17 protein-coding genes are annotated in these 12307 nt (G+C 50.1%); 1 reads left to right on the forward strand and 16 read right to left on the reverse strand.

Annotated elements, in window-relative coordinates:
* Positions 1–3: 3 nt before the first annotated feature.
* Positions 4–1368, reverse strand: a complete 1365-nt coding sequence (locus BV405_RS15715) for an MFS transporter (RefSeq protein ID WP_217895683.1) — start codon at positions 1366–1368, stop codon at positions 4–6.
* Positions 1369–1605: 237 nt separating this feature from the next.
* Here BV405_RS15715 and uvrA point away from each other — a divergent pair, with 237 nt between their 5' ends.
* The gene (gene uvrA / locus BV405_RS15720) at positions 1606–4434 is read left to right on the forward strand and encodes an excinuclease ABC subunit UvrA (protein WP_086481849.1); all 2829 of its coding nucleotides are present in this window, start codon (positions 1606–1608) and stop codon (positions 4432–4434) included.
* Between the two features lie 112 nt (positions 4435–4546).
* Here uvrA and rplQ read toward each other — a convergent pair whose 3' ends face one another.
* From rplQ to rplE, 15 genes are all read right to left on the reverse strand, one after another.
* Positions 4547–4924: a 50S ribosomal protein L17 gene (gene rplQ / locus BV405_RS15725; RefSeq protein ID WP_078320650.1), complete on the reverse strand. Its 378-nt coding sequence runs from the start codon at positions 4922–4924 to the stop codon at positions 4547–4549.
* 33 nt (positions 4925–4957) lie between these two features.
* Positions 4958–5959: a DNA-directed RNA polymerase subunit alpha gene (locus BV405_RS15730; RefSeq protein ID WP_086481850.1), complete on the reverse strand. Its 1002-nt coding sequence runs from the start codon at positions 5957–5959 to the stop codon at positions 4958–4960.
* 40 nt (positions 5960–5999) lie between these two features.
* Complete coding sequence (gene rpsD, locus BV405_RS15735; RefSeq protein ID WP_086481851.1) at positions 6000–6620, reverse strand: 30S ribosomal protein S4; 621 nt, start codon at positions 6618–6620, stop codon at positions 6000–6002.
* A gap of 13 nt (positions 6621–6633) precedes the next feature.
* Positions 6634–7020 (reverse strand): 30S ribosomal protein S11, encoded by a 387-nt coding sequence (gene rpsK, locus BV405_RS15740; protein WP_086481852.1) that lies wholly within the window; start codon positions 7018–7020, stop codon positions 6634–6636.
* 32 nt (positions 7021–7052) lie between these two features.
* Positions 7053–7409, reverse strand: coding sequence for a 30S ribosomal protein S13 (gene rpsM / locus BV405_RS15745; protein ID WP_078320647.1), 357 nt, complete (start codon positions 7407–7409; stop codon positions 7053–7055).
* Positions 7410–7531: 122 nt separating this feature from the next.
* Positions 7532–7645: a 50S ribosomal protein L36 gene (gene rpmJ, locus BV405_RS15750; protein ID WP_028304221.1), complete on the reverse strand. Its 114-nt coding sequence runs from the start codon at positions 7643–7645 to the stop codon at positions 7532–7534.
* Positions 7646–7666: 21 nt separating this feature from the next.
* Entirely contained in the window at positions 7667–8998 is a 1332-nt protein-coding gene (gene secY / locus BV405_RS15755; protein WP_078320646.1) for a preprotein translocase subunit SecY, read from the reverse strand.
* On the reverse strand, positions 8998–9432 hold the full coding sequence (rplO, locus tag BV405_RS15760; protein ID WP_028304219.1) for a 50S ribosomal protein L15: 435 nt from the start codon (positions 9430–9432) through the stop codon (positions 8998–9000). Before rplO ends, secY begins: the two co-directional genes overlap by 1 nt.
* 2 nt (positions 9433–9434) lie before the next feature.
* Positions 9435–9617, reverse strand: coding sequence for a 50S ribosomal protein L30 (gene rpmD, locus BV405_RS15765; RefSeq protein WP_086481853.1), 183 nt, complete (start codon positions 9615–9617; stop codon positions 9435–9437).
* 2 nt (positions 9618–9619) lie between these two features.
* Entirely contained in the window at positions 9620–10120 is a 501-nt protein-coding gene (gene rpsE, locus BV405_RS15770; RefSeq protein WP_086481854.1) for a 30S ribosomal protein S5, read from the reverse strand.
* A gap of 11 nt (positions 10121–10131) precedes the next feature.
* Positions 10132–10482 carry a 50S ribosomal protein L18 gene (rplR, locus tag BV405_RS15775; RefSeq protein ID WP_086481855.1) on the reverse strand — a complete coding sequence of 117 codons (351 nt, stop codon included), beginning with the start codon at positions 10480–10482 and terminating at the stop codon, positions 10132–10134.
* 9 nt (positions 10483–10491) lie between these two features.
* A complete protein-coding gene (rplF, locus tag BV405_RS15780) occupies positions 10492–11022 on the reverse strand; it encodes a 50S ribosomal protein L6 (RefSeq protein WP_086481856.1) in 531 nt (176 codons plus the stop codon).
* Positions 11023–11031: 9 nt separating this feature from the next.
* Positions 11032–11424 (reverse strand): 30S ribosomal protein S8, encoded by a 393-nt coding sequence (rpsH, locus tag BV405_RS15785; RefSeq protein WP_086481857.1) that lies wholly within the window; start codon positions 11422–11424, stop codon positions 11032–11034.
* Positions 11425–11451: 27 nt separating this feature from the next.
* Positions 11452–11757: a 30S ribosomal protein S14 gene (rpsN, locus tag BV405_RS15790; RefSeq protein WP_086481858.1), complete on the reverse strand. Its 306-nt coding sequence runs from the start codon at positions 11755–11757 to the stop codon at positions 11452–11454.
* Positions 11758–11767: 10 nt separating this feature from the next.
* Positions 11768–12307, reverse strand: a complete 540-nt coding sequence (gene rplE / locus BV405_RS15795) for a 50S ribosomal protein L5 (RefSeq protein WP_086481859.1) — start codon at positions 12305–12307, stop codon at positions 11768–11770.

The following is a 12307-nucleotide window of genomic DNA, read 5'->3' on the forward strand; positions in this document are numbered from 1 at the left end:
TTATCAGGCGATGGCTGCTGCCAGCGCCTGATCATCAAAGTGTGCTTTATCAATTTTCATATAGGCTGCTTTTTCATCAGCGATGACAACAACCTCTTCAACGCCCGGCAGTGCCAAAAGGCGTTCTACAAAACCTTCTTTATCCTGTATCCAATGCTCTGGCAAAGAGACCGCTTTACCGGTCAAATGCTTAGGTGGAGCCATCGGCAAAACTACCGCAGCCCAAAGTAGCGCCAGCAAACCACAGGCCATCAGCACCGCATCAATTCCCCACTCTCCGTAGAGCCAGCCACCGGCTGCACCACCAACGAAAGCTCCAAGAAACTGGCTACTGGAATAAACCCCCATAGCAGCCCCTTTCTGTCCAGCCGGAGAGATCTTACTCACCAGCGATGGCAGACTCGCTTCAAGCAGGTTGAAAGCCATAAAGTAGAGGAATAACAGAACAAAAAGCGCATTACGGCTTTCCGCCGTAAGGCCACCCATCAGCAACTGAGAAGCCGCGACAAGGGTGATCGCAAAGATGAAAATCGGCTTCATCTTGCGTTTTTTCTCCGCAACGATGATGAAAGGCACCATCGCAAGGAAAGAGAGAATCATAATCGGCAGATAAACCATCCAGTGGCTGGCAGTGGCAAGACCCAGCTCTACCATGCGCAGCGGCACCACAACAAAGGTTGCCGTCATCACCAGATGCAGAATGAAGATACCAAAATCCAGTCGCAACAGCTCAGGGTGACGGATGATCTTCTTAAGCTGACCTTTCTGTACACCGGTATCACGGTGCTGATCATAACGCTGAGGGGTTGGCACCCATTTCCAGATTACACCAAGTCCCATGCTGGCAAGGAAGGCAGTAAACCAGAACAGACCTTCAAGACCAAAAGGCTGAGAAATCAGTGGTCCCAGAACCAGCGCAACAGAGAACGAAATACCGATACTCATACCAACCACAGCCATCGCGCGCATGCGCATCTGCTCACGGGTCAGATCGGATAGCAGCGCCATAAGACTACTGGCAATGGCGCCACTGCCCTGCAGGCAGCGACCAATAATTACGCCATAGATGGTCTCAGACATCGCGGCAACAACACTACCGGCGATAAAGAGCAAGAGACCAAAAACGATCACTGTTTTGCGGCCAATTTTATCGGACAGGAAACCAAACGGAATTTGTAGCAGAGCCTGCGTCAGGCCATAACCACCAATCGCCATACCGATCAGTGCAGGGGTCGCCCCTTCAAGGTCAGAACTGTAGATCGACAGTACCGGCAGAACCATAAAAAGTCCCAGCATTCGCAGCACATATAAGCCCGCCAGTCCGGTAACCGCACGGCGTTCACCGGTTGTCATCGACTCAATACTCATCCGGCTTGTTTACCCCATAGAAATCGAGAAAATTCACAGCACTTCCATTAGTGCTGTTTTCGAATAGCCGGACATTTTACTCCTGATCAGGGGAGTATTACCACCTCGATAAATTCAGAGGCAGGCTGCCGAACCCCTGTTCTAACATCCAGTGTCTCTCTATAATGCTTAGCCCTGAAACATTGGTGCTCTTCCATTTCATCAATGCCACCTTTTCTCAGATTCAGCGGAAGGTCCATGGATAAGATACTGGTTCGCGGTGCTCGTACTCACAACCTGAAAGACGTCAACATTGAGATCCCACGGGACAAACTGGTGGTGATCACCGGCCTGTCCGGATCAGGCAAGTCCTCTCTTGCTTTTGATACCCTCTATGCAGAAGGCCAGCGACGTTATGTTGAGTCACTTTCAACTTACGCCCGCCAGTTCCTGTCCATGATGGAAAAACCGGATGTTGACCATATCGAAGGTCTGTCTCCCGCTATCTCCATTGAACAGAAATCCACCTCCCATAACCCGCGCTCCACCGTGGGAACGATCACCGAGATTTATGATTACCTGCGCCTTCTGTTTGCACGCGCAGGCACGCCACACTGTCCGACGCACGCTCTGCCGTTAGAAGCACAGGAAGTCAGTCAGATGGTGGATCATGTTCTGGCATTACCCGAGGGCAGCAAGCTGATGCTGCTGGCTCCGGTTGTCAGAGCTCGTAAAGGTGAACACCTGAATCTGCTAGGCGAGCTGCGTAGTCAAGGTTTTGTCCGTATCCGTATTGATGGCACTGTCTACGAACTGGATGATGTTCCTGTACTGGATAAGAACAAGAAGCACACACTGGAAGTTGTGGTTGATCGTATTAAGGTTCGCCCGGATCAACAACAGCGTCTGGCAGAGTCTTTCGAAACCGCTCTGCAGCTTGCCGATGGCCTTGCCATCATCCACTTTATGGATGGAGAACAGCCGGACATCAGTTTCTCGTCAAAATTTGCCTGCCCGGAATGTGGTTATGCCATTCAGGATCTGGAACCACGTCTTTTTTCTTTCAACAATCCGGCAGGGGCTTGTCCGACTTGTGATGGACTGGGGACGCACCAGTTCTTCAATCAGGAGAAGCTGATCACCAACAATGAACTCAGTCTTGCGGAAGGCGCAATTCGGGGCTGGGACAGAGGCAGCGTGTATTACTTCTCTATGCTCTCCTCTGTAGCAAAGCAATTTGGCTTTAAGCTGGAAACCCCTTGGAAAGATCTGCCTGCAGAACACCAGAAACTGGTTTTACAGGGCACCGGCAGCACCAAGGTCGAGTTCGTCTATATCAACGATCGCGGCGATAAGGTTACCCGCTCGCATCCCTTTGAAGGCGTTATTCCTAATATGGAGCGTCGCTACCGGGAAACAGAGTCTCAGATGGTTCGGGAAGAACTGGCTAAATATCTGAGCATTCAGCCCTGCCCAAGCTGTGATGGCGCACGCCTACGCGAGGAAGCACGCTTTGTGAGCGTTGCCGACAAGCATATTCAGGATGTTGTGCAGATGCCAATTGGCGACGCTTTCAGCTACTACGAGACACTGCAGCTTGAAGGGCGTAAAGGTGAGATCGCCGACAAAATTCTGGCCGAGATTCGTCAGCGACTACAGTTCCTTGTCAATGTAGGTCTGGATTACCTGACTCTGGAGCGTAGCGCAGAAACCCTGTCAGGCGGTGAGGCGCAGCGAATCCGGCTTGCAAGCCAGATCGGAGCTGGTCTTGTAGGTGTGATGTACATCCTTGATGAACCCTCCATTGGACTACATCAACGGGACAACGAGCGCCTTATCCAGACCCTGACTCACTTAAGAGATCTGGGCAATACGGTAATCGTCGTGGAACACGATGAGGACGCTATTCGCTCAGCAGATTATCTGCTGGATATCGGTCCGGGCGCAGGTGTTCATGGCGGCCAGGTCGTCGCAGCCGGAACTCCGGATGAGGTTATCGCGAATAAGAACTCAGTGACCGGCCAGTACCTGAGTGGTGAGAAAGAGATTGCTGTACCTAAATTCCGTATTCCAGCGCACCCTGAGCAACAGTTAAAGCTTAAAGGTGCGAAAGGAAATAACCTGAAGGATGTCGACCTGACGATTTCTGCAGGGCTATTCACCTGTATCACTGGTGTTTCCGGCTCAGGGAAGTCAACACTGATCAATGGCACCCTGTATCCACTGCTCGCTCGTGAGCTAAACCGGAATACAACGCTAACACCTGCGCCATTCGATGAGATCGAAGGCCTGGACCTGTTTGATAAGGTTATCGATATCGATCAAAGCCCAATCGGCAGAACCCCACGTTCAAATCCAGCAACCTATACCGGTTTGTTTACGCCAATCCGGGAACTGTTTGCAGGCACACAGGAAGCACGCTCCCGTGGATACAAACCGGGAAGATTCAGCTTTAACGTCAAAGGTGGTCGCTGCGAAGCCTGCCAGGGCGATGGTCTTATCAAAGTTGAGATGCACTTCCTGCCTGATATCTATGTACCTTGCGATGTTTGTAAGGGTAAGCGTTACAATCGAGAGACATTAGAAGTTCGCTATAAAGGCAAAAGTATCCATGAAGTGCTGGATATGACCATGGAAGATGCGCTGGAGTTTTTCAGCGCGGTTCCTGCTCTTGCACGCAAACTTCAAACGCTAATCGATGTGGGTCTTTCCTATATACGACTGGGGCAAAGTGCCACAACGCTATCAGGCGGTGAAGCTCAGCGGGTCAAGCTCGCGAAAGAGCTATCCAAACGGGATACCGGTAAAACCATCTACATTCTGGATGAACCCACTACAGGTTTACACTTTGCTGATATTCAGCAGCTACTGACGGTACTTCAGCGCCTGAGAGACCACGGCAATACCCTGGTAGTCATCGAACACAACCTTGATGTGATTAAGACAGCGGACTGGCTGATTGATTTGGGACCAGAAGGCGGCAGCGGCGGTGGTCAGATCATCGCCGAGGGCACACCAGAGCAACTGGCCAAGGTGAAACACTCACACACCGGACGCTTCCTGGCGCCACTTCTTATGAAGAAATAGAGAAATCAAAGCCGCTCAAAGAGCGGCTTTTTTATGCCTGAAATTTCTGACTAAAATTCAGGCATAAAAAAACCGGCCATATAGGCCGGTTTTTGGTGAAGCAGAGTAAAACTTACTCTTCTTCAGCTGCTACTGGGCGATCTACCAGTTCAACGTACGCCATTGGCGCGTTGTCGCCTGCACGGAAGCCGCATTTCAGGATGCGAACATAACCGCCAGGACGATTCTGGTAACGAGGACCCAGATCAGTAAACAGCTTACCTACAGCTGCATCAGAACGAGTACGTGCAAATGCCAGACGGCGGTTTGCTACAGAGTCGTTCTTAGCCAAAGTGATCAGTGGCTCAATGTGGCCACGCAGTTCTTTAGCTTTAGGCAGTGTAGTTTTAATCAGTTCATGTTCAACCAGGGAAACAACCATGTTCTTGAACATAGCCTTACGGTGTGAACTATTACGATTAAATTTACGACCACTCTTACGATGACGCATTTTTCAGTTCCTTACCAAACCGTGATGACTGAATCAGGCAGAAGCCTTATCGTCACCCTTCAAACTTGCTGGCGGCCAGTTTTCCAACCGCATGCCCAGAGACAAACCACGAGACGCCAGAACGTCCTTGATTTCAGTCAGAGACTTCTTACCAAGGTTCGGGGTCTTCAGCAGTTCTACTTCAGTGCGCTGGATCAGGTCACCAATGTAGTAGATGTTCTCGGCTTTCAGACAGTTTGCAGAGCGAACAGTAAGTTCCAGATCATCAACCGGACGCAGAAGGATCGGATCGATTTGATCTTCTTCTTCTTCAGGTTCTTGCTCTTTGTCAGTCTCTAGATCAACAAAGGCAGCCAACTGCTCCTGAAGGATAGTCGCAGAACGACGGATTGCCTCTTCAGGATCTAAAGTGCCATCTGTTTCCAGATCGATAATCAGTTTGTCGAGGTCAGTACGTTGCTCAACGCGAGCGCTTTCAACAACGTAAGAAACACGACGTACCGGGCTGAAGGTCGCATCCAGCTGCAGACGACCGATAGAACGGCTTTCGTCTTCAGGGGATTGGCGTGCATCAGCTGGCTCATAACCACGACCACGTTGAACACGAAGCTGCATTTTGATTTCAGCATCTGCATTCAGGTGAGCGATTACGTGCTCTGGATTAACGATTTCAACATCATGATCCAGCTGGATATCTCCAGCTGTCACTGCACCAGGACCTTTCTTATTCAGCGTCAGTACAGCTTCATCGCGGCCGTGCAACAGAATTGCAACATCTTTAAGGTTCAGAAGGATTTCAATTACGTCTTCCTGAACACCTTCAACCGCACTGTACTCATGCAGAACGCCTTCGATCTCAGCTTCTACTACGGCACAACCCGGCATAGAAGACAAAAGAATGCGACGAAGAGCATTACCCAGAGTGTGACCATAGCCACGCTCAAATGGTTCGAGAATTACTTTCGCACGAGTAGCGCTTACTTCTTCGACCTTGATTTCGCGTGGACGGAGAAATTCTGTCACTGAACGCTGCATAGAACTACCTTTACTTAGCTGCCAGATGAATACTCAGAGATTACTTGGAGTACAGCTCAACAATCAGGGACTCGTTGATATCTGCAGACAGTTCAGAACGCTCAGGCTTAGACTTGAACGTACCTTCCATCTTCTTGCTATCAACATCAACCCACTGTACGTCAGTACGCTGAGAAGCCAGTTGCAGCGCGTTCTGGATACGCAGCTGGTTCTTTGCTTTCTCACGAACTGAAACAACATCACCTGCTTTAACTTGGTAAGAAGCGATGTTCACCGTGCGGCCATTTACCTGAATAGCCTTGTGGCTAACAAGCTGACGTGCTTCAGCGCGAGTGGAGCCAAAGCCCATACGATAAATAACGTTGTCCAAACGACTTTCCAGAAGCTGCAGCAGGTTTTCACCAGTTGCGCCCTTCAGACGAGCTGCTTCTTTGTAGTAGTTGCGGAACTGCTTTTCCAGTACGCCGTACATACGACGAACTTTCTGCTTTTCACGCAGCTGCAGACCGTACTCAGACAGACGTCCACGACGCTGACCGTGCTGGCCAGGAGCCGTTTCTGATTTACACTTATTGTCAAAAGCGGTTACACCGCTCTTCAGGAATAAGTCTACGCCCTCACGACGTGAAAGCTTGCACTTAGGGCCAATATAACGTGCCATCTAATCCGCCTCCTTACACACGACGTTTCTTGGGTGGGCGACAACCGTTGTGCGGAATAGGTGTCACGTCAGTAATGTTGCCAACTTTGAAGCCAGCAGCGTTAAGCGCACGAACAGCAGACTCACGGCCTGGTCCTGGACCCTTAACTAAAACATCAACGTTTTTAACACCATATTCGGCTGCTGCAGCTGCAGCACGTTCACTAGCTACTTGAGCTGCGAACGGGGTACTCTTACGAGAACCACGAAAACCCGAACCGCCGGCAGTTGCCCAAGATAGGGTGTTGCCCTGGCGATCAGTAATCGTAACAATCGTATTGTTAAAAGAAGCGTGGATGTGTGCAACACCGTCCACTACTGTCTTTTTAACTTTTTTACGGTTACGTGCTGGGTTAGCCATAATGTATGTTTCCTGTAAAAAGCTTCACAAAATTACTTGCGAATCGGTTTACGCGGACCTTTACGAGTACGCGCGTTAGTCTTGGTGCGCTGACCGCGAACGGGAAGGCTACGACGGTGACGCAGACCACGATAGCAACCAAGGTCCATCAGACGCTTGATGTTCATGCTAATTTCGCGGCGCAGGTCACCTTCAACAGTGTACTTGCCTACCTCGTTACGAACCTGGTCCAGAACGTCTTCAGACAGTTCAGCAATCTTAGTGGTAGGCTCAACACCTACTGCAGCAAGAATGCTTTTAGCAGTGGTTCCACCAATACCATAGATATAGGTCAGCGAGATCACCGCATGCTTATTGTCGGGAATATTGACACCTGCAATACGGGCCATTCAGCTATCTCCGATATACGAGCAATCGCTCTTTCAGTTTATTGTCCACGAAGGGCGCAAAAGAATACTCCTTGATATCAGAAATATCAAGGAGTATCGCCTTTCGTAACCCAAAGTCAGGATTAACCCTGACGTTGTTTGTGCTTAGGCTCAGTGCAGATCACACGCACTGCGCCGCGGCGACGAATGATCTTGCAGTTACGGCAGATCTTTTTTACGGATGCACGAACTTTCATCACCAACTCCAGTTTAAGGTCTTAGCGCAGCATGCCGCCGCTACCGTAACCTTTCAAGTTCGATTTTTTCATCAGGGACTCATACTGATGACTCATCAGATGCGACTGCACCTGAGCCATAAAGTCCATGACCACGACTACAACAATCAGCAGGGAAGTACCACCGAAGTAGAACGGTACACTCCAGGCAACTACCAGGAACTGTGGCATTAAAGACACAGCAGTAATGTACAACGCTCCGAACAATGTCAGGCGAGACATTACACCATCAATATAGCGAGCTGAGTGCTCCCCGGGGCGGATGCCAGGAATGAACGCACCTGATTTCTTCAGGTTGTCAGCGACATCTTTGGGGTTGAATACCAGTGCTGTATAAAAGTAGCAGAAGAATACAACACTGAGCGCAAAAAGCAAGATATACAACGGTTGACCTGGTGCCAAAGCTAAAGAAGCTTCCTGCAACCATGCCATACTTTCATTTTGTCCGAACCACTGACCAATAGAGGCCGGGAACAACAAAATACTGGAAGCAAAAATTGGCGGGATAACACCAGCCATGTTCACTTTCAGGGGCAGGTGACTGGATTGGGCAGCAAAGACTTTACGGCCTTGCTGACGTTTTGCGTAGTTCACAGTAATGCGACGCTGGCCGCGTTCCATGAATACAACAAATGCAACAGTCAGTACTGCCAGAACGGCAATCGCTAACAGAGCCAGGATATTGATGTTCTCCTGACGCGCCTGTTCGAATGACTGGCCGATGGCGCCTGGTAGACCTGCAACGATACCAGCGAAAATCAGAATGGAAATACCATTTCCGATACCACGCTCGGTAACTTGCTCACCAAGCCACATCAGGAATATCGCACCTGAAACCAGGGTAACAACTGCTACAAAGTAGAAGCTGAAATCCGCCGCAAAAGCGACGCCCTGACTAGCAAGACCAACTGCCATACCAATCGATTGCACCGTTGCCAACACAACTGTGCCATAGCGGGTGTATTGATTGATTTTGCGACGGCCGGCTTCCCCTTCCTTCTTGAGTTGTTCAAGAGTCGGGGAAACCACCGTCAGCAGCTGCATGATAATCGAGGCAGAAATATAAGGCATGATGCCTAGTGCCAGGATCGACATGCGTTCGAGGGCACCACCTGAGAACATGTTAAACAAGCTCAGAATGGTACCTTCGCTCTGCTGGAATAAAGCAGCCAGTCTCTCAGGATTGATACCAGGAACAGGGATATGAGCGCCAATGCGGTAAACCACGATGGCGATAAACACAAACCGTAAGCGGGACCAAAGTTCCGCCAAACCTTTTTGTGCTCCTGCTGGTACTGATCCTGATTTAGCCATTATTCTTCGACCTTTCCGCCTGCGGCTTCAATTGCTGCACGTGCACCTTTGGTTACTTCCAGGCCACTTACAGTAACTGCCTTGTCAATCTCGCCAGACAGGATAACGCGAACGCGTTCGATGTTATCCTTGATGATATCAGCTTGCTTCAGAGCAGCGATATCGATCACAGCAGCATCAACTTTAGCCAGTTCGTGCAGACGAACTTCAGCTTTGAATGCAGCCTGACGTGAAGTGAAACCAAATTTCGGCAGACGACGCTGCAGTGGCATCTGACCACCTTCGAAACCTGGCTTAACAGAACCGCCGGAACGGGATTTTTGACCTTTGTGGCCGCGACCACCAGTCTTACCCAGACCACTACCGATACCACGACCAACACGTTTTTTAGCTGGCTTGGAACCCGGAGCCGGGCTCAGAGTATTCAGATTCATGATTACTCTCCCTCAACACTAACAAGGTAGTTAACCTTGTTGATCATACCGCGAACGGATGGTGTATCTTCCAGCTCAACTGTGTGACCGATACGACGCAGACCCAGACCTTTAACGCACAGTTTGTGCTTAGGCAGGATGCCGATCGGGCTACGGGTAAGAGTTACCTTGATTTTTGCCATGATACTTACCCCAGGATTTCCGCAACAGTCTTGCCACGCTTAGCTGCTACATCTTCAGGAGCGTTCATGTTCGCCAGACCTTTAACAGTCGCACGAACAACGTTCACTGGGTTAGTAGAGCCATAGCACTTAGCCAGAACGTTTTGTACACCAGCAAGTTCAAGAACAGCACGCATCGCGCCACCAGCAATTACACCGGTACCTTCAGATGCTGGCTGCATGTAAACCTTGGAAGCACCATGACGTGCTTTCACAGGATACTGCAGCGTGTTGCCGTCCAGCTGAACCTGAACCATATTGCGGCGTGCTTGTTCCATTGCTTTTTGAATAGCAACAGGCACTTCGCGAGCTTTACCACGGCCAAAGCCTACACGGCCATTGCCATCACCAACGACAGTCAGAGCTGTGAAGCCGAAAATACGACCACCCTTAACTACCTTGGCGACGCGGTTAACCTGAACTAAACGTTCCTGCAGCTCACCGCCTTTCTGTTCGATATTCGCCATCGCTTTTACCCTTAGAATTCCAGACCGCCTTCACGGGCAGCATCTGCCAGCGCTTTAACACGGCCGTGATACTTGTAGCCGGAGCGATCAAATGCAACCTTAGTTACACCTGCTTCTTTTGCGCGTTCAGCAATCAGCTTGCCTACTTTGCCTGCCGCTTCAACGTTGCCCGTTGCGCCATCACGCAGAGTTGCATCTACAGTAGATGCAGCAGCCAGAACCTGGCCGCCGTCTGGGCTGATGATTTGAGCATAAATGTGACGCGGGGTGCGGTTCACACACAGGCGGTGTACGCCGAGCTCACGCATTTTGGCACGTGCACGACGCGCGCGACGTAAACGAGACTCTTTTTTAGCGCTCATAACCCTGCCTTACTTCTTCTTAGCTTCTTTGCGACGTACTTGCTCGTCCGCATAACGGATACCCTTACCTTTATAAGGCTCAGGTGGACGGTAAGCACGAATCTCTGCAGCAACCTGGCCCAGCAGCTGTTTATCAGCACTTTTCAGTACGATAACAGTATTGCTTGGCGTCTCGGCACTCACACCTTCAGGTAGCTTGTAGTCTACCGGGTGGGAGAAACCTAGAGCCAGACTCAGTTCACTGCCCTTAGCCTGAGCACGGTAACCAACACCAAGGATGTTCAGTGTCTTAGTGAAACCTTCACTAGCACCAACCACCATGTTGTTGATCAAGGCACGAGCGGTACCCACCTGTGCCCATGATGCTTTCTCAGACGCCGGGGCAAAGGTCAGCACGTTATCGTTTTGTTCAACTACTACGTCTGCGTGCAGATCCAGCTTCAGTTCACCCTGCTTACCTTTAACAGTAACCAGCTGACCTTCTTGCTTGAATTCAACGCCGCTCGGCAGTTCAACAGGACTTTTTGCTACCCTGGACATTTCGATCTCCTAGAATACGGTGCAGATGACTTCGCCACCAACACCGGCCTGGCGTGCTGCACGGTCGGTCATAACACCTTTAGAGGTGGACACGATCGCTACACCCAAACCACCTTCGATCTTCGGCAGAGCTTCAACGCCTTTATACTGGCGCAGACTCGGCTTACTAACACGCTCGATTTTTTCAATAACCGGCTTGCCTTCGAAGTACTTAAGTTCAACAGTCAGTGAAGGCTTCACGTCACCTGCAACAGAATAATCTGTGATGTAACCTTCTTCCTTCAGCACACGTGCCAGCTCAACCTTCAGTTTTGATGAAGGCATGGAGACGGACTCCTTAGCTACCATTTGTGCGTTACGGATACGAGTGAACATATCCGCCAGTGTATCTTGCATGCTCATTAGGTTCGCGCTCCTAAATATACGCGGTTACCAGCTTGCTTTACGCAGGCCAGGAACATCACCACGCATGGCAGCTTCACGCAACTTGATACGGCTCAGGCCGAACTTGTTGTAGAAGCCATGCGGACGACCAGTCACACGACAGCGATTACGCTGACGTGCTGGGCTGGAGTCACGTGGCAGTTTCTGCAGCTGTTGCTGTGCTTCCCAACGATCTTCTTCAGAAGTCGCTGGGTTAGCGATCAGTGCTTTCAGTTCAGAACGCTTTGCAGCGAATTTCTGAACCAGCTTGGCGCGCTTCAGCTCACGCTGAACCATACTAACTTTTGCCATGATCCTACCCTTATTTCTTGAACGGGAACTGTAAAGCACTCAGAAGTGCTAAACCTTCCTCGTTAGTTTCCGCAGTGGTAGTGATAGTGATATCTAAACCGCGGATACGATCCACTTTGTCGTATTCAATTTCAGGGAAGATGATCTGTTCACGAACACCCATGCTGTAATTGCCACGACCGTCAAACGATTTCGGGTTCAGACCACGGAAGTCACGAACACGCGGAATAGAAATGTCTACCAGACGATCCAGGAACTCCCACATACGATCAGCGCGCATGGTCACCTTGCAACCGATCGGCCAACCTTCACGTACCTTAAAGCCAGCAACAGATTTGCGTGCTTTAGTTACGATTGGTTTTTGGCCACTCAGTGCTTCAAGGTCTACCAGTGCGTTATCAATCAGCTTTTTATCGCTGGTTGCATCGCCGATACCCATGTTAAGAGTCACCTTTGTGATGCGGGGAACCTGCATCACATTTTTGTAACCAAACTGCTCCTGCAACTTGGCTACAACTTCTGACTTATATAACTCTTTCAGTCTCGCCAT

The sequence above is a fragment of the Oceanospirillum sanctuarii genome (assembly GCF_002150805.1).
GTDB classification, from domain to species: Bacteria; Pseudomonadota; Gammaproteobacteria; order Pseudomonadales; family Halomonadaceae; genus Oceanospirillum; species Oceanospirillum sanctuarii.